The sequence below is a fragment of the Sphingomonas sp. PP-F2F-A104-K0414 genome, assembly GCF_004340945.1.
Classification (GTDB): Bacteria; Pseudomonadota; Alphaproteobacteria; order Sphingomonadales; family Sphingomonadaceae; genus Sphingomonas.
Map to the genome: position 1 here is coordinate 1 of NZ_SLYD01000004.1, position 19,990 is coordinate 19,990.

General features: G+C 65.6%; 19 protein-coding genes. 9 read left to right on the top strand and 10 right to left on the bottom strand.

The features are described 5' to 3' along the window. Positions 1-230: 230 nt before the first annotated feature. The 4 genes from C8J46_RS09945 to C8J46_RS09960 form a co-directional block, all read right to left on the bottom strand. A complete protein-coding gene (locus tag C8J46_RS09945; protein WP_132738329.1) occupies positions 231-620 on the bottom strand; it encodes a ribonuclease HI family protein in 390 nt (129 codons plus the stop codon). After that, complete coding sequence (locus C8J46_RS09950; protein WP_132738332.1) at positions 620-1,810, bottom strand: YihY/virulence factor BrkB family protein; 1,191 nt, start codon at positions 1,808-1,810, stop codon at positions 620-622. The genes C8J46_RS09945 and C8J46_RS09950 overlap by 1 nt, the downstream gene beginning before the upstream one ends. A 62-nt stretch (positions 1,811-1,872) precedes the next feature. Continuing rightward, a complete protein-coding gene (locus tag C8J46_RS09955; protein WP_207894150.1) occupies positions 1,873-4,371 on the bottom strand; it encodes an FtsX-like permease family protein in 2,499 nt (832 codons plus the stop codon). Continuing rightward, positions 4,368-5,066 (bottom strand): ABC transporter ATP-binding protein, encoded by a 699-nt coding sequence (locus tag C8J46_RS09960; RefSeq protein WP_243643310.1) that lies wholly within the window; start codon positions 5,064-5,066, stop codon positions 4,368-4,370. Before C8J46_RS09960 ends, C8J46_RS09955 begins: the two co-directional genes overlap by 4 nt. On the opposite strand from C8J46_RS09960, the gene C8J46_RS09965 reads away from it, so the two are divergent. Both C8J46_RS09965 and C8J46_RS09970 read left to right on the top strand, forming a co-directional pair. After that, the gene (locus C8J46_RS09965; protein WP_243643311.1) at positions 5,065-5,805 is read left to right on the top strand and encodes an arylesterase; all 741 of its coding nucleotides are present in this window, start codon (positions 5,065-5,067) and stop codon (positions 5,803-5,805) included. The two genes, C8J46_RS09960 and C8J46_RS09965, sit on opposite strands and share 2 nt — an antisense overlap. A 174-nt stretch (positions 5,806-5,979) precedes the next feature. Beyond that, positions 5,980-6,708 (top strand): Crp/Fnr family transcriptional regulator, encoded by a 729-nt coding sequence (locus tag C8J46_RS09970; RefSeq protein ID WP_165886518.1) that lies wholly within the window; start codon positions 5,980-5,982, stop codon positions 6,706-6,708. A 146-nt stretch (positions 6,709-6,854) separates the two neighbouring features. Here C8J46_RS09970 and C8J46_RS09975 read toward each other — a convergent pair whose 3' ends face one another. The 3 genes from C8J46_RS09975 to C8J46_RS09985 all read right to left on the bottom strand — a co-directional run bounded on the left by C8J46_RS09975 (position 6,855) and on the right by C8J46_RS09985 (position 9,035). Continuing rightward, positions 6,855-7,190: a hypothetical protein gene (locus tag C8J46_RS09975; protein ID WP_128454646.1), complete on the bottom strand. Its 336-nt coding sequence runs from the start codon at positions 7,188-7,190 to the stop codon at positions 6,855-6,857. 88 nt (positions 7,191-7,278) lie between these two features. Next, a complete protein-coding gene (locus C8J46_RS09980) occupies positions 7,279-8,112 on the bottom strand; it encodes a transglutaminase family protein (RefSeq protein WP_132738341.1) in 834 nt (277 codons plus the stop codon). A 14-nt stretch (positions 8,113-8,126) separates the two neighbouring features. After that, entirely contained in the window at positions 8,127-9,035 is a 909-nt protein-coding gene (locus C8J46_RS09985; RefSeq protein ID WP_132738344.1) for a transglutaminase family protein, read from the bottom strand. A gap of 16 nt (positions 9,036-9,051) precedes the next feature. On the opposite strand from C8J46_RS09985, the gene C8J46_RS09990 reads away from it, so the two are divergent. Continuing rightward, on the top strand, positions 9,052-9,840 hold the full coding sequence (locus tag C8J46_RS09990; protein WP_132738347.1) for an N-formylglutamate amidohydrolase: 789 nt from the start codon (positions 9,052-9,054) through the stop codon (positions 9,838-9,840). Positions 9,841-10,005: 165 nt separating this feature from the next. Beyond that, the gene (locus C8J46_RS09995; protein ID WP_132738350.1) at positions 10,006-12,180 is read left to right on the top strand and encodes a TonB-dependent receptor; all 2,175 of its coding nucleotides are present in this window, start codon (positions 10,006-10,008) and stop codon (positions 12,178-12,180) included. A 31-nt stretch (positions 12,181-12,211) separates the two neighbouring features. On the opposite strand, the gene C8J46_RS10000 is transcribed toward C8J46_RS09995, so the two are convergent. Beyond that, positions 12,212-12,739: a gamma carbonic anhydrase family protein gene (locus C8J46_RS10000; RefSeq protein ID WP_132738353.1), complete on the bottom strand. Its 528-nt coding sequence runs from the start codon at positions 12,737-12,739 to the stop codon at positions 12,212-12,214. Beyond that, complete coding sequence (locus C8J46_RS10005; RefSeq protein ID WP_207894151.1) at positions 12,739-14,847, bottom strand: malate synthase G; 2,109 nt, start codon at positions 14,845-14,847, stop codon at positions 12,739-12,741. Before C8J46_RS10005 ends, C8J46_RS10000 begins: the two co-directional genes overlap by 1 nt. Before the next feature lie 93 nt (positions 14,848-14,940). Here C8J46_RS10005 and C8J46_RS10010 point away from each other — a divergent pair, with 93 nt between their 5' ends. Further along, positions 14,941-15,816, top strand: coding sequence for a LysR family transcriptional regulator (locus tag C8J46_RS10010; RefSeq protein ID WP_132738356.1), 876 nt, complete (start codon positions 14,941-14,943; stop codon positions 15,814-15,816). On the opposite strand, the gene C8J46_RS10015 is transcribed toward C8J46_RS10010, so the two are convergent. Then, positions 15,771-16,271: a MarR family winged helix-turn-helix transcriptional regulator gene (locus C8J46_RS10015; RefSeq protein WP_207894152.1), complete on the bottom strand. Its 501-nt coding sequence runs from the start codon at positions 16,269-16,271 to the stop codon at positions 15,771-15,773. The genes C8J46_RS10010 and C8J46_RS10015 overlap by 46 nt on opposite strands. Positions 16,272-16,350: 79 nt before the next feature. Between C8J46_RS10015 and hppD the strand changes: the two genes are divergently transcribed. The 4 genes from hppD to C8J46_RS10035 all read left to right on the top strand — a co-directional run bounded on the left by hppD (position 16,351) and on the right by C8J46_RS10035 (position 19,960). After that, the gene (hppD, locus tag C8J46_RS10020; protein WP_132738359.1) at positions 16,351-17,421 is read left to right on the top strand and encodes a 4-hydroxyphenylpyruvate dioxygenase; all 1,071 of its coding nucleotides are present in this window, start codon (positions 16,351-16,353) and stop codon (positions 17,419-17,421) included. Between the two features lie 198 nt (positions 17,422-17,619). Next, positions 17,620-18,957 (top strand): homogentisate 1,2-dioxygenase, encoded by a 1,338-nt coding sequence (gene hmgA, locus C8J46_RS10025; protein ID WP_132738362.1) that lies wholly within the window; start codon positions 17,620-17,622, stop codon positions 18,955-18,957. Continuing rightward, positions 18,954-19,598, top strand: a complete 645-nt coding sequence (gene maiA, locus C8J46_RS10030) for a maleylacetoacetate isomerase (protein ID WP_132738365.1) — start codon at positions 18,954-18,956, stop codon at positions 19,596-19,598. The genes hmgA and maiA overlap by 4 nt, the downstream gene beginning before the upstream one ends. Continuing rightward, entirely contained in the window at positions 19,595-19,960 is a 366-nt protein-coding gene (locus C8J46_RS10035; protein WP_132738368.1) for a Rieske (2Fe-2S) protein, read from the top strand. Before maiA ends, C8J46_RS10035 begins: the two co-directional genes overlap by 4 nt. The last annotated feature ends 30 nt before the right edge of the window (positions 19,961-19,990 follow it).

Consider the following 19,990-nt stretch of genomic DNA (forward strand, 5'->3'; position numbering starts at 1 on the left):
ATGTCAAAGAGCCGACAAAAATACCGACACTCGCATAACCCCTCCCGTAGAAGAAGCTTGCAGCATCTGGTTTTTTGCGACCACCGCGGTAACCAGTAAGGCACTCCGCTGCGGTGACACCCCTCTAAGACCACCTCGCCACACCGTCAAACGCTTTTTTACAGTTCCATGGCACTTTTTGGAAAAACGAGCTTCAACGGCCCAGTGCGGCTAGATGGGCGTTGCTCGCCTTAGCGAGGATGCAACTTGGCGAGCGCTATGCCGGCGAGGTTCTGGGTTCGGCCGATATGCCGTATGCGAAGCCGATCGAAATCCGAGGTCAATTCCGCGAACCTTGCCCGGTGTGCTTCCAACTCTGGCGAACGGCACCGCGCCGTGCCGTTGGCTTGCGTGACGACCAGCGTGGAATCGCCGAGCAGCGTGATATCGCGGTCGCCGCTGTGCGCTGCCACTTCCAGCGCATGGATGGCGGCCAGCCATTCGGCGTCGTTGTTGCTGCCGTCACCCAGATCGTGGCGGTAATGAGTGACGCCCTTGCGAACGACTGCGCATTCGATCGGGCCGGGGTTTGGCCGGCATCCGCCATCGAAGAACAGCTTGGTAGACTGACCATAGGCCATCAGGTTTTGTCTCGTGGGTTCTTCGTCACCTGACCGGATGCAATATGCTTGCGATGTGCGAGCGCTGCGCCGATCGCGATCATGCCGAGCCCCGCGATCGGTGAACCGCGACGGAGAGAGCGGAGGCCGCCGAGCGCCAGAAGCGATGCGGGTAGCCCTGCCTGTACGCCGCTCAGATGCGCAACTGCCAAGCCCCCTGCCCCGTCTTTCTCTACAGATCGAGCGTTTGGCTGAAGCGCGATCTCGGTTGCGACCGTGTCGGCGACGGTTGCGCCTCGTGCGCCCATCGGAGCCGACGCACCGGTCGTCGTGTCGCTGGTCGTCTGGTGTTCGAGTTCCGAATTCAGCTCTGCGCCAAGCAGGAACACATAGGCCGACAACCACAACCATGTGAGCAGCACTATCACCGCGCTCAACGAACCATAGGTCGCACCGTAATTGCCGAAGCGCGAGACGTAGACGCCGAACCCGATCGTCGCGCCCAGCCATATCACCGTCGCGGCCAGCGATCCGGGGGTCAGCCACGCCCACTTGGCCTTGTGACGATTGGGACCAAACCGGTACAGGCAGGCGGCCGCGGTGACGCCCAGCGACGCAAGCACGCCGTAGCTGAGGAGACGGATCGCCAGCAACAGGATCTCGGGAGCACCCGGAATCAGGCTGTCGAGAAGTGCGAATGCCGCGGTCGACAGTGCGGCGACCAAGGCCAGCAAAACGGCACCACCGGTGATTGCGAAGGCGAGCAGGTTCAGCGCTATGAACCCGCGCGTCTCCTTCTCTTCGTAAGCGATGTTGAGCGCGGTGACGATCGACGATGCGCCCTTCGTTCCGCCATACAGCGCGATGCCCAGCGCAATCACGAGGCCGAAACCCTTCTTGCCCTCCGACGTATTGACGACGGTCGCGAGCTGATCGCCGATCACCCGGGCGGCGTCGTCGGGAAGGACGTTGAACAGCGCGCGGATGTTCGCGACCACCGTGGCGGTATCGGCAACCAGGCCGTAGATCAGGACAACCGACGCGAGCAGCGGCACGATCGCGGCGAACCCGTAGAACGCAGTACCGGCCGCAATCAGGCCGATATTGTCGTCGTTCCCCTCGGCCCAGGTGCGTTTGAGGACCTTCCACCATTCGCGAGCCGACATCGACCAGGGGCTGGTGGCCTGATGCTCGGATGGTGTTTTGTTCATGCTCAGCGTCTTGCCCCCTCCGGTGTATTGCCGCCCAACGCCGCGCGGACACAAACGGACCCTCAGAGTTGCCGCAACGCCTGCGCCGGCCGTGCGCCGAGAATGGGCCACGCACCGATCAAGCCGATCACCATCGTCAACCCCGCCCCGCCCAGCAACGTCGCCAACACCGTCGCGTAGTCCGGGCGCCATTCGAAACTGAAGAGCTGCGTTACGACATACCAGGCGCCACCCAGCCCCAACAGCAATGCCAGCACCGACAACACGATACTCAGGAACGCGTATTCGAGCGCCTGCACCGCGAGCACCTGTCGCCGCGTCGCGCCGAGCGTCCGCAGGATCACGCCGTCATAGGTCCGCGCCTCTCGTGCCGCCGCGATCGCGCCGATCAGCACCGCGATCCCGGCAAGGATCGCCACCGACGCGGCTGCGGTGATCGCGGTCGCCATCTGCGAGACGATATCGCGAACCTGGCCAAGCACGCCGCGAACCTCGATCACCGAGACCGAGGGGAAGCGCGGCAACAACGCTCGCATGACTGATGCTTCCTGCCCCGGCGCGAGCTCGATCGTCGCGGCAAGATTATGCGGCGCGTCCTGGATCGCGTTGGGCGAGAACACCATGACGAAATTGAAGCCGAGCGTATCCCAGCTGATCCGGCGGAACGACGCGATATGCGCAGTCCGCTCGACGCCGAGCAAGGTGTAGGTGAGCGGATCGCCGATCTTGAGGTCGAGCACCTTGGCCAGTCGCTCGTCGATCGAGACCAGCGGCGGACCCGTATAGTCACGCGGCCACCACCGACCTGCAGTCAGTTCGCTACCCTCAGGCAAGGTCGCGGAGTAGGTCAGCCCGCGTTCGCCGCGCAATGCCCATGCGCCCTCGGGCAGCGTCTTGAGATCGGCAACACGCGTGGCGCCGTAGCCGGTGATCGTTCCGCGCATGGCCGGCACGGTGCGGATGACCGGATGGATCGACACGCCCTCGATCGTCCGCCGGAACTCCGCCTCGCGGTCGGGCGGAACGTCCAGTGCGAACAGCGCCGGCGCGCGCTTGGGTACGGTGAGTGCGATGTTCGCGTCGATGCTGGTGCGGATGCCCGCGAGGAGGACGAACAGCGTTAGGCCTAGACCGAGTGCGACGACCAAAGTGCCGGTCCGCGCGCCGGGGCGGTGGAGTCCGGCAATGGCGAGGCGGAGCAACGGCTTGCGCAAGCGGGGCAGCGCGGCGGCGATCCGGCGCACGGCCCAGCCGAACCCTGCCAGTACTAACAACACGCCGGCTACCGCCGCAAGGAAACCTGCGCTGAGCCCGGGCTGGTCCGCGGTCGACAACGCGAGCGCGACGATCGCGGCGCCTGCACCAAGGACCCAGGGCAAGGTTCGGCGCAGCGGCACGGCACGATTGCCGAACACGCCGCGCAACAGGCCGGCCGCGGGAATGCTGCCCGCCTCGATTAAGGGTGGCGCGGTGAAAGCCAGCGCGATCAGCATGCCGTAAGCAGCGGCGAGCGCGAGCGGGACGAACTGGAGCGAGAAGCGCGGCGCCACCGGCAGAACGTCGCCTGCGAGCCAGACGATCAACGGCACCGTCGCCGCCCCCGCGATCAGACCAAGAACGATCCCCATCGCCGCCACGATCGCGACTTCGAGGAGGTAGATCTTGGCAATGAGGCCAGACGTCGCGCCGAGAACCTTCAACGCCGCGATGCTGCTGCGGCGGGCGGCGAGGTAGGAGGACACGCCGTTGCCGACGCCGATCCCGGCGATGACGAGTGCGGACAGCCCGACCAGCAACAGGAACTGCCCCATGCGATCGACGAAGCGCTCGGCGCCAGGCGCGGCTCGGTCACGCGTCTTGGTTTCCCAGCCGCCGGTGGGGAATGCCGCCTTGAACCGATCCACTGCGGTCGTCGGCGAGGCGCTTGGCGACAGGCGCACGCGGTACTTGCTCTCGTAAAGGCTGCCGGGCTGGACCAGACCGGTCCGCGCTATACCCGCTATCGAGACGATCGCGACGGGGCCGAGCGTGAAGCCTTCGCCCAGCCGGTCGGGTTCATTCGCGATCACGCCGGCAACGGTGAAGTCCGCGGTCCCCAGCCGTACGCGCGCGCCGCGCCCAACGCCTAGCCTCTGCGCCAAGGCCGAGACGATCCAGATCGCCTTGGGATCGTCGACCTTCGCGACCGATCCACCCTGTACGGCGAGCGTGCCGTAGAGCGGATAGACCGCGTCGACGCCCTTGAGCTGGACCGGCACGCTGTTGGTGCCGCGGATCGCGGTCGCCTGCATTCGCACGGTCTCGGACACCGGGCCGAGCCGCGCCATCGCCGCGCGCTCGTCGGGCGTCGCGGCACGCTGCGACGTACCGAACTCGACATCGCCGCCCAGGATCGCGCTACCGCGGGAAGCAAGCTCTGCGTCGATCGACTGCGTCAGGCTGCCGATCGCGGCCAAAGCGCCGACGCCGAGGAACAGGCAGGCGAGCAGCAGCCGCAGCCCGCGGAACCGAAGATCGAGTTCGCGACGGGCAAGCCGCCACGCCAGCCGCCATTCGCTCACCGCAAGCGATCCGCGGCGATGCGGCCGTCGGCGAGTTCGACGATGCGGTCGCAGCGCGCCGCGAGTACCGGATCGTGGGTGATGATGATCAGCGTGGCACCGGTCGCGGCGCGGCGGTCGAAGAGAAGGTCCATGACAGATGCCCCGGTGGCGGCGTCGAGGTTGCCGGTCGGTTCGTCGCCGAAGACGAGCGCCGGACGTGGGCCGAGTGCGCGGGCGATCGCCACGCGCTGCTGCTCGCCACCGGAAAGCTGCGTGGGGTAGTGGCCGATCCGATGCGAGAGGCCGACCGCCGCGAGTTCGGCTTCCGCTCGATCGAACGCGTCGGGCATCCCGGCCAGTTCCATCGGCACGGCGACGTTCTCGAGCGCGGTCATCGTCGGCAGCAAATGGAAGGCCTGGAGGACGATCCCGATGCGTCCACGCCGCGCGCGGGCCAGAGCGTCTTCGTCGAGCTTGCCAAAATCAAGCCCGGCGACTTCGACCCGGCCGCTGGTCGCGCGCTCCAGTCCGGAGAGCACCGCCATCAGCGACGACTTGCCCGACCCCGAGGGCCCGAGCAGCGCGACGCTCGTGCCCTGCGCGATGTCGAGATCGATGCCCTTGAGGATCGTCGTCGCGGCAGTCGATGCACCGAGTGTCAGCGTGACATCGCGCGCCGAGATCACCATATCGACGGAAGCAGGTTCGGACATGGAGACCACTATCTTGGAGAAACAGATGCGACGCTGGCCTCTTTATGGGGGCGGACTGGCGCTTCTCCAAGCGGGGTTGCTAGCAGGCTGCGATCGGACACCTGAGGTCCCTGCCCCGCTGCCTACGACGAACGCGGTCTCGCCAGCCGCTGCGACCCCAGCGCCGCAGAGTCCCGAGCGACTGATCCTCGCTTTCGGAGACAGTCTGTATGCCGGCTATGGCCTCGACCGCGGGCAGAGCCTGCCCGATGCATTGCAGAACCGGTTGCGCAAGGACGGAGTCAACGCGACAATCATCAATGCCGGCGTCTCGGGCGATACCAGCGCGGCGGGACGACAGCGGTTCGCGTTCGCGCTCGACAATATGAAGCGCAAACCCGACCTCATCATGTTGGGGCTGGGCGGCAACGATGTTCTTCGCCAAATTTCCCCGACGGAAACGCGCGCCAACATGACGGCGATGATGGACGAGGCGAAGCGTCGCGGCATTCCGGTCATGCTGACGGGTATGATGGCACCACCTAATCTGGGCCCGGATTTTGCGGTGCAGTTCAACGGGATTTGGCCCGATCTTGCCACGCGTTATAATGCGACGCTGTACCCGTTCATCCTCGATGGCGTAATCGGCAAGGCGCAGTTGATGCAGGCCGATCATGTCCATCCCAACCGCAACGGGGTCGACCGGATCGCGGCGCGTGTCGCACCGGTGATAATGACCACTTTGAAAAATACTGAATGATCCCGTATGCTTGCAGATCAGGTCTGCGTGACCGTCGCAACACGGCCACGACGCGATACGGCGAAGAGTCCATCCCCCGTCCGGTTCCGCAACGGACATCACATTGCATTCCCTCTTTCGCCGCGCGCGTGGTTGGTGCAACGCCGGGAGTACAAAGGGGGCGATGCAATGCAATTGAGCGGTTTGATCGCACGGCTTGGTCGACATCTCGACCTGACCGATGCGGAGCGTGACGCGATCACGCGGGCCGAGCGCGGCGAACGGCGTTTGAAGGCCGGCGAAATATTGATGGCGGAGGGCGGTGAAAGCAATGCGCTGTTCGTTGTGCGCCAGGGGTGGCTGCATTCCTCGACCAAGCTGATCACCGGCGGCCGGCAGATCCTGCGGTTCCATTATGCGGGCGACCTGATCGGTACGTCGAGCATGGCCTGGTCGCAGGCGGCGGCGACGCTGACCGCGATCTCGGATTGCTGGGTGATCGAATTGCCAAAGACCGAACTCGGACTACTGTTCCGCGCGCAACCGCGGATCGCCGGGCTGCTGTATGCGATCGCCGCGGCGGAAAACGTCGCGATGAGCGACCGGCTGACGACGATCGGACGGATGGGCGCGAGCGAGCGGCTGTCGACGTTGCTGCTCGACATCATGGCGCGGTTGCGCGTGACGGCGGGCGGGATCGTCGACTCATTCGACCTGCCGCTGACGCAGACCGATATCGGCGATGCGCTGGGGCTGACCAAGGTGCATGTGAACCGCACGATCCGGGCGCTGGAGAAGAGCGGCGTGATCGAGCGGACCGGGCGGCGGGTGCGGATCGTCGACGAGGCGTCGCTGGTCGCGGCGACCGGGTTTACCGATCGGTATGGCGAGATCGAGACAGCCTGGCTGCCGCCTGCGGCTTAGGGAAATTCCGATCTCCCCCGCCAGGGGGAGGTGTCGCCGAAGGTGACGGAGGGGGAGGACACGGAGCAGGTGTTTCGCTTGCCTCCCCCTCCATCAGGCTGACGCCTGCCACCTCCCCCTTGCGGAGGAGGATCGTTAGTGCAGCTTCAGGTGCGGTCGACGACGAACAGCGTGACGCGGTCGTATTTGATGTCGCCGGGGTTGAAGATCGCGTCGGGGACGAACGGGCGATCGATCACCTCGATATCCTTCAAACCGGCGAGCTTGAACGTGCCGAGCTTGATCTCCTTGGGCGGCTGACCGTCGCGCTCTAGCGTGATCGCGTCGACGAACACGTCGTCATGCTTGGTGTAGAGGATGTGCGGTGCCAGCGTGCAGACCATCCGGTTATAGGTCGCGGTGATGCACTGGCGCAGCGCGATCGCCTGCAGCAGCAGCGCGTTTGCGTTGGACGGGGCGGACTGGTCTGGGGTCGAGGTCATGTTGTGCATCGCAGCATAAGTTAGGGGATCGGTGCCGTTAGGCCCAACGCGCTACATGCGACAAGGCCTAACTTGAAGCATAGCCGGTTTAACCCGCCTGTTCGACCCGGCCTGGCGCTTCGACCTCGTCGGTATGGACGTCGAAGCCGACCAGCCGTGCCGGGCCGAAGCTGGTGGTCAGCGCGGTATCGGTGGCGTCGCGCCCTCGCGCCATCAGGATTCGGCCGATCCGCGGGCGATTGTGGCGCGCATCGAGCGTGTGCCACGTGCCGCCGAGATACACGTCGAACCATGCAGAGAAATCCATCGGCGCATCGACCGGCGGGATGCCAATGTCGCCGAGATACCCGGTGCAATAGCGTGCGGGGATGTTCATGCAGCGGCACAGTGTAACGGCGAGATGCGCGAAATCGCGGCAGACGCCCTGGCGTTCTTGATACACATCCCACGCGGTCTTGGTCGAGCGCGCAAAATGATAGCCGAACTCGACATGGTTGTGCGTGAAGTCGACGATCGCCTGGACGCGCTGCCAGCCGGCGGGAACGTGGCCGAACAGCGACCAGGCGGTCTCCGACAGGCGATCGGTCTCGCAATAGCGGCTGCCGAGCAGGTAGATCAGGATGTCGTCGGGAAGATCCTGCACCGCATGCTGGACCGCGTCGGGGGAGACCGGGTCCGGCAGGCCGCTGTCCTCGATCGTGAAATCGCACGACAAGGTGAGCCCCCCGCTGGGCACGGTGAACCGCGTGCAGACGTTGCCGAACGCGTCGAGATAATCATAGGTCGGCACGTCGGGATCGGCGGCAAGCCGGTGCGGCGTCACCAGATCCTTGTTGCGCGACGGATGCACGCTGAGCATCGCCAGCATCGGGGTTTCGACGTCGGTTTCGAAACGAATGTCATAGCCGGCCCGGATCAGCATCGATGTCCCCCTATTCAAGCTGTTAGCGATGTTTGTTGACTGGCCGCCTCGTCTTCGTCGACGGTGATGTCGACCGACACGCTCATGTCGAGGAAGCTGCCGGGAAAGCCGCTCCAGGTGCCGGAGACGGGCACCGCCTGATAGATGTCGCGCGCGACGGCGACGCGGACGAGACCACGGTTGCCGACGATGCCGTTGGTCGGATCGAACTCGACCCAGCCCGAGCCGGGAATGTAGACGCGGACCCAGGCATGCGTGTTGCCGCCGCCGGTGCGATGTTCTCGACGTGTCGGGTTGTAGACATAGCCCGACACGAAGCGTGCCGCGAAACCGAGCGCGCGAACCGCCTCGATCATCAGCATCGCATAGTCGCGGCAGGTGCCCTTGCGCTTGGCGAGTGTCTCGATCGGCGACTGCGTGCCCTTTTCGGGACGCTGGACATAAGTGAACTCGCGCTTGATCGCCGCGGTCATCTCGGAAAGCATGGCGAGCGTATCGGTCTGCCCGCCCGGTGCGACGAAACGGCGCGCCCAGCTGTCGATTTCGCGTAGCGGATCGTGATGCTGGCGCTCGATCGAGCGAAGCAGGTCGGGCATCTCCTCCGACGAATAAGTGAACGGATAGAAGCGCGCGTAACGTTCGATATCGACGTTCTGGAGTTCGGCGGGGGTGTGATCGAGCCGGACGCGACTGTCGATCACGAGGTCCTTGGCGCGCTTGTCGAAGGTAGCGATCGCGACCGCGTTGCCGAACACGTCGTGCAGCCAACGGACATCGGAGGGCTCCGGGGTGATCGTCAGTTGCGTGTCGATCAGATGCTGGTCGTAGCTTTCGCGCGGCCGAACCATGATCCGGTGCTCGCCGAACGCAACCGGTTGGCGATACGAGTATTTGGTTACATGAGAGAGCGTTAGAGATGGCATCGAGGATCCACGTCGCATGAACAGCACTGCCAGCCAAACGCTGCTTGGGACCGAAGATGCCGCACCGGTCAGGGTAATCAACCCCAAAGGTGCTTCATCGTTCCTGTTGATCGGCGATCATGCGGGAAATGCCGTACCGAACGCACTGGGGTCGCTGGGCCTGAGCGATGCGGAGCTGTCGCGGCATATCGGCTGGGACATCGGGATCGGCGAACTGGGGGCGCTGCTAGGCGAGAAGCTCGACGCGGTGTTCGTCCGCCAGAGCTATTCGCGGCTGGTGATCGACTGCAACCGGAGCCCGAGCCAGCCGGATCTGATCGCCGAGATCAGCGACGGGACCGTGGTGCCGGGGAATGTTGCGCTTGGTGAGGCCGACCGCGCGGCGCGGTTCGCCGAGATCCACACGCCGTATCAGGCGGCGATCGCGGCGGAGATCGTGCGGCGCGATGCGGCGGGGATGGCGACGGTGCTGGTCGCGCTGCACAGCTTCACACCGGCGATGAAGGGCGCGTTGCGGGATCAGGCGCGGCCCTGGCATATCGGCATCCTGCACGACGGCGGCAACACCGCGTTCGCGCATGCACTGCTCGACGTGTTGCGCGACGAGGCGGATCTGGTGGTGGGCGACAACGAACCGTACCGGATGGACCTGATCGACTATACCATCCCGCGTCATGCGTATCCGCAGCGGCGGCTGTATGCGGAGATCGAGGTTCGGCAGGATCTGCTGGGGTCGAGCGAGGGATGTGCGGCGTGGGCCAAGCGGCTGGCCCTGGTGCTGCCGGTGGCGCAGGCGCTGGTCTGACCGAGTGACCCGTCTCGCTGCGCAGGTCTTGATCTGTGTTGCATTGCGGTAACAGCGCAATGACCAAGTGCGTACATGGCAAGATTGTCACTTGATATGATGTATCATCAAATTTACCCGACGAGTCGTACAGGGACGATACCCCGACGACGATAAGGGAATTTCATGAAGACGATGCTGTTCGGCGCCACCGCCCTGGCTGCGCTCCTCGCCTCACAGGCTCACGCTCAGACCGTCGCCACGGATGCGGCAACGCCTGCCCCGACGCCGGCCCCTACCCCGGCATCGGTCGGCTCGACCAATCAGCGCGACATCATCGTCACCGCGCCGATCCAGACCAGCGAGCGCGACGTGCTGCAGGGTACGACCGTGCTGACCGGGCAGGAACTCACCCGCCAGCTGCGTCCGTCGCTCGGCGAGACGCTCGCGCGCCAGCCCGGCGTGTCGGCCAGCTCGTTCGGGCCGAGCGCCTCGCGTCCGATCCTGCGCGGCTTCCAGGGCGATCGTATCCGCGTGCTGACCGACGGGATCGGTTCGATCGACGTGTCGAACACCTCGGTCGACCACGCGGTCATCATCGACCCGCTGCTCGCCGAGCGCATCGAGATCCTCCGCGGGCCCAGCGCACTTCTGTATGGCACGTCGGCGGTCGGCGGCGTCGTCAACGTGATCGACACGCGCATCCCGCGATCGGTTCCGGAGAACGGTTACCGGTTGAACGGGATAGCCAATTATGGCTCGGCGGCGAACGAACGCTCGGGCGGCATGGCCGGCGACGTCGCGGTCGGCCAGCACCTCGTTCTGCATGCGGACGGCTCGTATCTGAAGTCGGGCGACCTGCGCACCGGCGGCTACATTCTCTCCCGCGACGCCCGCGCACAGGCGCTGGCGACGGCGGCCCAGCCGGTCGACCCGAACGAGGCCGATCCGATCGATTACGCCGCAACGGCGCAGTTGAAGGGCAAGCTCCCCAATACGCAGTCGGAAACCTGGACCGCGGGCGCCGGCGCCTCGATCATCACCGACAATGGCAGCCTCGGCGTGTCGTACAGCCACTATGACAGCCTGTACGGCGTGCCGATCCGCTACGCCACGCAACCTGGCCAGGAGCAGGAGGCACCGCGGCTCGACGTCGTCCAAAACCGCGTCGACCTGCGCGGCGAGATCGACACCGGCGGCGACGTGTTTTCGAAGATCCGTGTCCGCGTCGGCCAGGCGAGCTATCGTCACTTCGAGCTTGAAGAAGACAACTCCGTCGGCACTGCTTTCTACAACAAGGGTCTCGAAGGGCGCCTGGAAGTCGTTCAGGCGAACCGTGGCGGCTGGCAGGGCGCGTCGGGCGTGCAGTTCTACAACCGGATCTTCAACGTGGTCGGCGACGAGGCCTTCCTGCCGAAGAACGAGACCAACCAGACCGGGCTCTTCACGCTCCAGCAATATGAGGCCGGCAAGTTCCGCGCCGAGGGTGGCGTGCGCTACGAGATCACCGATCTCGCCGCCCGGACGCCCGAGGACGATCTGCGCTTCTATCGTGGGAGCCAGAGCTATCATTCGGTGTCGGGCTCGCTCGGCGCCTCCTACGCACTCACCGACAGCATCCGCGTCGGCCTGAACGGGTCGCGGACCGAGCGTGCACCGTCGGCCGAAGAGTTGTTCGCGAACGGCGCGCATGCCGGCACGCAGGCGTATGAACTCGGCAACCCCGACTTCAAGCTGGAGAAGTCCTGGGGCCTCGAAGGCACGCTGCACGCACATGGCGACGGCTTCAGCTTCGACGCATCGGCCTATTACAACTGGTTCTCGAACTACATCTCGGAGAACCAGGTCGCGGCTTCGGTGTGCCAGGCGGCGGCCAATCCGTCTGGTCGCGTGGTCGACCTGCCCTGCTTCCAATATCAGCAGGCCGATGCCCGCTATTACGGGTTCGAGGCGGATGCGTCGGTGAAGCTCGCGCAGATCGGCGGCTATGCGGTCAACGCCGACGTGCTGGGCGATTACGTCCACGCCAATATTGTCGACCAAGGCCCGGTCCCGCGCATTCCGCCGATGCGCGTGCTCGGCGGGATCGAGGCGCAGGGCGACCGGATCAACGGGCGTGTCGAGGTCGAGCATGTGTTCGACCAGAACCGCATCGCCGCGTTCGAGACGAAGACCAACGACTATACAATGGTCAACGCCTCGATCGGCCTCAGCCCGTTCGGCAAGGATTCAAAGACGACCCTGCTGCTGAGCGCGAACAACCTGTTTGACGTGAACGCCCGTCGCGCGACCAGCTTCCTGAAGGACTTCGCACCGCTCGCCGGCCGCGATTTCCGCGCGACGCTGCGCTTCGGGCTTTAAGGTGACTGGGGCCGGCGCGATGCGCTGGCCCCTAGTCGTCTATCCGTTCGAGCCCTTCGGCATAGACGCGCTGTCGGGCCGCATAGGCTGCGGCCGACGTCCTAAGGCCGGCAATCGCTTCGGGCGGCAAGTCCCGCACCGCCTTGGCCGGCGCTCCGACGATCAGGCTCCCGGCCGGAAACACCTTCCCCTCGGTCACCAGCGCATTCGCGCCGATTAGGCAATCGTCACCGATCACCGCGTTGTTGAGGACCGTCGCCCCCATCCCGACCAGCACGTTGTTGCCGATCGTGCAACCGTGGAGGATCGCGTGATGGCCGATCGTGCAGCCTTCACCGATGCTGAGCGGCGCACCCGGATCGGAATGCAGCATCGCACCCTCCTGGATATTGGTCCGCGCGCCGACGAGGATCGGGGTGTTGTCCGCACGGATCACCGCGCCGAACCAGACGCTCGCCCCCTCGCCCAATTGTGCGTCGCCGATCACGTCGGCGGACGGCGCTACCCACACGTCGTCCGCCAAAGTCGGTCGTTTACCCTCGATCGCATAGAGTGGCATCAGGCAGCGTCCCTTTCCTTTGCCCGCGCGCGGAACGCGTGGAGCAGCGGCTCGGTATAGCCGCTCGGCTGCGTCAGGCCATCGAACACGAGCGCGCGGGCGGCCTGGAACGCGAGGCTGTCGTCTTCGTGCCCCGCCATCGGCCGGTATAACGGATCGCCCGCATTCTGCGCATCGACCTTCGCCGCCATCCGACGCAGCGCCGCGTCGGCCTCTTCGGGGGTGGCGATGCCGTGGAGCAGCCAGTTCGCCATGTGCTGCGAACTGATCCGCAGCGTCGCGCGATCCTCCATTAGGCCGATATCGTGGATGTCCGGCACCTTGGAACAACCGACGCCCTGATCGACCCAGCGCACGACATAGCCGAGGATTCCCTGAGCGTTGTTCTCCAGTTCCTCGCGCACCTCGTCCGGCTGCCAGTTGTGGCCGGTCGCGACCGGGATCGTCAGCAGCGCATCGAGCGACGCGATCGGCTCGGCCGTGCGCTCCGCCTGCCGAGCGAACACGTCGATGCGGTGGTAATGCGTCGCGTGCAGCGTCGCGGCGGTAGGCGACGGCACCCAGGCGGTGTTCGCACCGGTCATCGGATGCGCGATCTTCTGTTCGAGCATGTCCGCCATCCGGTCCGGCGCGGCCCACATGCCCTTGCCGATCTGCGCCTTGCCGCTGAGCCCGCAGGCGAGCCCGATCTGGACGTTGCGATCCTCATACGCCTTGATCCACGACGAGGCCTTCATCTCGCCCTTGCGGATCATCGGCCCGGCGCGCATTGAGGTGTGCATCTCGTCGCCGGTGCGATCGAGGAAGCCGGTGTTGATGAACACCACCCGGTCCTTCACCGCGGCAATGCACGCGGCGAGATTGGCGGAAGTGCGCCGCTCCTCGTCCATCACGCCGACCTTGATCGTGTGGCGCGCGAGACCGAGCAGGTCCTCGATCGCGTCGAACAGCCGGTTGGTGAAGGCAGCTTCGTCGGGACCGTGCATCTTCGGCTTGACGATATAGATCGAGCCCGCGCGACTGTTGCGGATCGGGCCGGTACTCTTCAGATCGCGGAGCGCGATCAGCGACGTGACGATGCCGTCGAGGATGCCTTCGGGTGCCTCATTGCCGTTAGCGAGCAGAATCGCAGGCGTGGTCATCAGGTGGCCGACGTTGCGCACGAACATCAGGCTGCGGCCGGGGAGCGTGAACGCGCTGCCATCGGGGGCGGTGTACTGCCGGTCCGGTTCGAGCGCGCGCGTGACCGTGCGCCCGCCCTTGTCGAAGCTGGCGGTCAGGTCACCCTTCATCAGCCCTAGCCAATTGGCATAGGCGGCCACCTTGTCGTCGGCATCGACCGCGGCGATCGAATCCTCCAGATCGGCGATCGTGCTGAGCGCGGATTCGAGCACGACGTCAGCGAGGTTCGCAGGGTCGTCACGACCGATCGGGTGCTGAGGGTCGATCACAAGTTCGATGTGCAGACCGTTGTGACGCAAGAGGATATTGTCGCCCGCATGCCCGACGAGCTGGGTCGGCTCGGCGAGTTCAGGCGTGCCACCCGTCCAGTCGGTCCACGAACCGTTCGCCAACGGCACGGCATCGTCGAGGAACGCCTTCGCCCGCGCGATCACCTGCGCACCTCGGGCGGCGTCATAGCCCTTGCCGGACGCCGCGCCCGGAATCGCGTCGGTGCCGTAGAGCGCGTCGTACAAGCTACCCCACCGCGCGTTCGCCGCGTTCAGCAGGAAGCGCGCGTTGAGGATCGGCACCACCAACTGCGCGCCGGCGAGCGAGGCGACCTCCGCATCGACTTTGCTCGGCGCGACTGCGAAGGGCGCGGGCTCGTCGACCAGATAGCCGATCTCGCGCAGGAACGCCTGGTACTCCATCTGGTCGATCGGCTTGCCGGCGCGGGCTTCGTGCCACGCGTCGATCTTAGCCTGAAGGTCGTCGCGGACAACGAGCAACGCGGCGTTCTCCGGCGCGAACCGGGCGTAGATATCGGACACGCCTTGCCAGAACGCGGCGGCATCGAGACCCGTCCCCGGCAACGCCTGTGTCTCGATGAAGTCCACGAGCGATGCGGCGATCTTCAGACCTGCCTTTTCGATCATCTCGGCCATGCTGCTCTCCTATGCTCTGGCGACACGATAGACGCGCGCCACCTTCGCCACTAGGCACTATAAAGCGAAAGCTGTTGATCGCCTGGAGAACGAATGGATCCCGACATCGTCCTCTTCGCCGAAGTCGTCCGCACGGCCAGCCTAAGTGCGGCGGGGCGATCGCTCGGCATCTCGCCCGCGATGGTGTCGAAACGGATCGCGCGGCTGGAAGCGCGGCTGGGCGTGCGGTTGCTCAACCGGACAACACGGCGGCTGGAGCTAACCGCGCGGGGCGCGGCGTATCACAGCGACATGGTGGAAATCCTCGCCGCGATCCGCGACGCCGAGGCGCGCGTGTCGGACCGCGCCGAGACGCCGGCGGGGCCATTGCGGGTCAGCGCGCCGACCTCGTTCGGGCGTCTGCACATCGCGCCACACCTGAAGCCGTTCCTCGACGCGCACCCTGCGATCGAACTCGACCTCGACCTGTCCGACGGTTTTGCCGACGTCATCGGCGACCGGCTCGACCTCGCGATCCGGATCGCGCCTGCCATACCGCCGAGCCTGACCGGCTATCGTCTGGCCGACAGCCGCCGCGTTCTCTGCGCCGCACCGAGCTACGTGGCGCCACGGGACGTGGCCGATCTCACGAAACACCGCCTGCTTGCAGCAAAGGGCCAGATGCCGTGGCGGCTTACCGGACCAGAAGGCGAAGTTACGATCGACCGCCCGAGCTACGTCGCTACCAATTCCAGTGAAGTCGTGCGCGAGCTCACACTGGCCGGCGTTGGCATCGCGCTGCGCTCTCTCTGGGATGTGAGCGCTGATCTCGCGAGCGGCCGACTCGTCCGCGTCTTGCCTGAACTCGCCGGGTCTGCGGACGTCGGGATTTACGCGGTGCATGCTCGCGGTGCCGTGTCGTCGGGCACGTCCGCACTGCTTGATTACCTGCGCGGCCTCTGGTCGCCAACGCCGCCGTGGGATTCCTGAACGAGGTCGATCGTCACCGCATCTATCCGCCGCAGCATCGCAACGAACTGCTCCACCTCCGCGCCTGAGAATCCGGCGAAGATCCGGCGCTCCAGATCAAGCGCCTTCGGTGCGACCGACGCATAAAGCGTGTGGCCGTCGTCCGTGAGTCGGAGCAGATGCGATCGCCGATCCTCCGGGTTCGCATGCCGTTGCATCAGACCCCGCTCGACCAAAGCGATCGCCGCGCGGCTGACCGTGACCTTGTCCATCCGCGTCTGCTGGCCGACCTGCTGCTGCGTGATGCCGTCGGCCTCGGCTACCACCGCCACCAGTCGCCACTCCGGAATCGTCAACCCGAACAGCGCCTCATACGTATCCGCCACCGCCTCGCTGACGAGGTTCGAGGTGATCGACAGACGATACGGGATGAAATCGTCCAGAACGAGCGCGCGGGTGGCATCGGAGTTCGGCATGTCAAAATCGTAACGATTGACACCAGTTGTTCAACCCGCCAGATTGGTAACAACGGATACCAACTGTCAGGATGTGATCATGGACCATATGGACGTAAACCCGATGGGCCTCGATGGGTTCGAGTTCGCCGAGTTCACCTCGCCCGACCCCGACCGGATGGCCGCGCAGTTCGAGCAGTTCGGCTTCGTCGCCGCCTCGACTCACCCGACCAAGGCCGTCACGCGCTACAAGCAGGGCCGCATCAACTTGCTGCTCAACCGTGAGGACGGTGGTCATGCGGCGGCATTCCACGCGGATCACGGCCCGTCCGCGAGCGGCATGGCGTTCCGCGTCCATGACGCCAAGGAAGCGTTCGACGCGGCGCTTGCACACGGCGCAAAGGCGGCCGATGCCAGCATGGGCGCGCTCGGCGAGGGCAGCTATGTGCTCGAAGGGATCGGCGGTTCGCTGTTGTATCTGGTCGACAAGCACGGCGCTGCCGGCAGCCTGTATGACGACTGGAACGCGGTTCCGGGCGCGGCCGAAGCGGAGGCCGCTAACAATGTCGGCCTCGACCTGCTCGACCACCTCACGCACAACGTGAAGCGCGGCCAGATGCGGACCTGGGCTGAGTTCTACGGCCAGATCTTCGGCTTTGAAGAGCAGAAGTATTTCGACATCAAGGGCAAGGCGACCGGCCTGTTCAGCCAGGCGATGATCGCGCCCGACCGCGCGATCCGCATCCCGCTCAACGAGAGCCAGGACGACAAGAGCCAGATCGAGGAATTCATCAAGGATTACAACGGCGAGGGCATCCAGCATCTGGCGCTGACCACCGACGACATCTTCGAGACGGTCGAGAAGCTGCGCGCGCGCGGCGTCAAGCTGCAGGACACGATCGGGACCTATTACGAGCTGGTCGACAAGCGCGTGCCGAACCACGGCCACGACCTCGAACGCCTGCGCCGCAACCGCATCCTGATCGACGGTAACGTCGGCGAGGAGGGGCTGTTGCTGCAGATCTTTACCGAGAACATGTTCGGGCCGATCTTCTTCGAGATCATCCAGCGCAAGGGCAACGAGGGCTTCGGCAACGGCAATTTCCAGGCGTTGTACGAGAGCATCGAGCTCGACCAGATCCGCCGCGGGGTCATAACGGTCGACGCGTAAGTTCTAAGCCCTCTCCCTCGGGGAGAGGGAAAGGCGCGCCAGCGCCGAGGGTGAGGGCACGCGCAACGCCAGCACGTGCCCTCACCCTTCCGCCGCGCAAGCGCACGTCTCCCTCCCTCTCCCCCGAGGGGAGAGGGGTAAAAGTTTGAACGGCCGGCGGTTCGGGCGTTGATCGGAACAGGTGACGGAGAGGAAGCCATGACAATCCACCAGCCGACCAACGCCGCAGGCGAGACCGCCGGCCAGACCGAAGACCACGGAGCGTACCAGCCCGGCTTCGGCAATCACGTATCGACCGAGGCGATCCCCGGCGCGCTGCCGATCGGCCGCAATTCACCGCAGCGCCCAGCGTTCGGCCTCTACGCCGAGCAGCTCTCCGGCACTGCGTTCACCGCACCCCGGCACGAGAACCGCCGAAGCTGGCTCTACCGGATGCGCCCGACCGCCGAGCATCCGCCGTTCGAGCGCTATGCCGGCGCCCAGCGGTTCGCGCCCGGTACCACCGACGCGCCGCTCGCGCCCAACCGCCTGCGCTGGGATCCGATCGAGGCGCCCGCCCCTGGCACCGACCTGATCGACGGCATGACGACGATGCTCGCCAACCGCGATCCCGCCGATCTCGAAGGCGTGGCGCTGCATGTCTATGCCGCCAACACCGACATGATTTCGCGCGTGTTCATGGACGCGGACGGCGAACTGCTGTTCGTGCCGCAGAGCGGACGGCTGCGGTTGCTGACCGAACTCGGCCGGATCGACATTGCCCCCGGCCAGATCGCGCTCGTGCCGCGCGGCGTCCGCTTCCGCGCAGAACTCCCCGATGGCGAAGCGCGCGGCTATGTCGCGGAGAACCATGGCGCGCTGTTCCGCCTGCCCGATCTTGGCCCGATCGGTGCCAACGGGCTCGCCAACCCGCGCGATTTCGAGACGCCGGTCGCGTGGTTCGAAGATCGCGATGAATCGGTCGAGGTCGTCCAGAAGTTCATGGGGTCGCTGTGGACGACTACGCTCGATCACTCGCCGCTCGACGTCGTCGCGTGGCACGGCAATCTCGCGCCGTGGCGCTACGACCTGTCGCGGTTCAACACGATCAACACGGTCAGCTTCGACCATCCCGATCCGTCGATCTTCACGCTGCTGACCTCGCCCAGCGACGTGCCCGGCCGCGCGAACGCCGATTTCGTGATCTTCCCGCCGCGCTGGATGGTCGCCGAAGGCACGTTCCGGCCGCCGTGGTTCCACCGCAACGTCATGTCCGAGGCGATGGGGCTGATCACCGGCGCATACGATGCGAAGGCGGAGGGGTTCGCGCCGGGGGGGATCTCACTGCACAACTTGATGTCGGGTCACGGGCCGGATCTGGCGAGCTGGCAGGGTGCGAGCGCGGCCGATCTTAAGCCTCACAAGATCGACGGCACGATGGCGTTTATGCTGGAGAGCTGCTGGCCCTACAAGCCGACCGCCTATGCGATCGAGCATTCGCAGCTCGATTATGATGCGGTCTGGTCGGATTTCCCCAAGGCGGTGCTGCCGAAGTGAGCCTTACTCTGCACGGCTATTGGCGCTCGACCACCGCCTACCGCGTCCGCATCGCGCTGGCCTTGAAGGGTATCGCGTACGAACAGGTCCCGCACGATCTCCGCACCGGCGCGCAACGCAAGGCCGAGTATCGGACGCTCAATCCCCAGGGGCTCGTTCCGGCACTGGAGACCGACGATGTAGTCCTGACGCAGAGCCCAGCGATCCTCGAATGGATCGACGAGGTGTATCCCGACCCACCGTTGCTCCCCGCTGGCGCGAACGACCGAGCGATCGTCCGCGCGATGGCGGCGACGGTTGCCTGCGACATCCATCCCGTGAACAACCTCCGCATCCTGAACGCCTTGCGGACCGAGTTCGGGGCCGACGAGGCGGCGGTGAACCGTTGGATCGCGCGTTGGATCGGCGACGGTTTCGCCGCGCTCGAGACGCAGATTGCGCGCTATGGTGACGGCTTCGCGTTCGGCGCGACACCGACGATCGCCGATTGCCATCTCATCCCGCAACTCTATTCGGCCGAGCGGTTCGCGGTCGATCTTTCGCCTTACCCCCACCTCAAGGCCGCAGCCGACAAAGCCCGCGCCCTTCCCGCCTTTGCCGCCGCCCACCCGGACCGCCAGCCGGACGCCGACCCCGCATGACCGACAGCGAAAGGCTGACTGCCACGCCCGGCGGCATCAAGCTCGCGCCGCTCGACGCGATCGCGGACGGCAAGGCGCGCAACTTCGTGCTCCAGATGCGCGCCGGCCGCTTCCACGGCTTCGTCGTGCGCAAGGACGACGCTGTGTTCGGCTATGTCGATCGCTGCCCGCATATGGGCCTTCCGCTCGCGCAGGTGCTCGACGACTATCTCACGCCGCGCGGCGACCTGATCGCGTGCAGCTGGCACTCCGCGCTGTTCGAGATCGACAGCGGCGCGTGCGTCGGCGGACCGTGCGGGGGAACGCGATTGACGCCCTGGCCGGTCGCGGTGCTCGACGGGATGATCGTCACCGCAGGCTGACGCGACGCGCGACTTGCGCTAAGGGAGCGC